Annotated in this window: 1 protein-coding gene; it reads left to right on the top strand. The window is 40.0% G+C overall.

Translation table 11 applies throughout. The annotated features are described in order from the left end of the window. Nucleotides 1–375: hypothetical protein (locus ACM0OZ_RS49250; RefSeq protein WP_414590221.1), on the top strand; the 375-nt coding region annotated here is incomplete at both ends.

Here is a 375-nt window from a genome sequence, read left to right as displayed (position 1 = left end):
TGTCTGTGTCTACCTGCTTCGCGTTACTATGCAGTTTTCAAGGTTCTGGCTGGATATTATCCAGCAGTCTTACTGGTTCAAGCAAGATTGCTGGAGCAATTTTTTGAATTTGCTATTGCTTGCGTGACAATATGTATGTTTGCACTCAGTCTTTTTGAGTCTAACAATCGATTTGATTGTTTGCCCAATCACAACTATATTTGGTTGCTCGCTTGTGCAATTTCTATCGAACCAATATATAGTTTGAAAGCCAATTACTTTTCCTCGACCGACCTCGGGATGTCTTTTCAGTGTTCAGTTATCAGTTACCAGTTACCAGTTTTTTTGCTCACTGTTTACTGGTCACTCCTGACTGAAAAGTGGGTCTCCCTAAAA

Origin of the sequence: Scytonema sp. PCC 10023 (genome assembly GCF_963920835.1) — a bacterium.
GTDB lineage: Bacteria > Cyanobacteriota > Cyanobacteriia > Cyanobacteriales > Nostocaceae > Kalymmatonema.
Note: the sequence above shows the minus strand (reverse complement) of the source record. Positions and strands in the feature narration are given on the sequence as shown.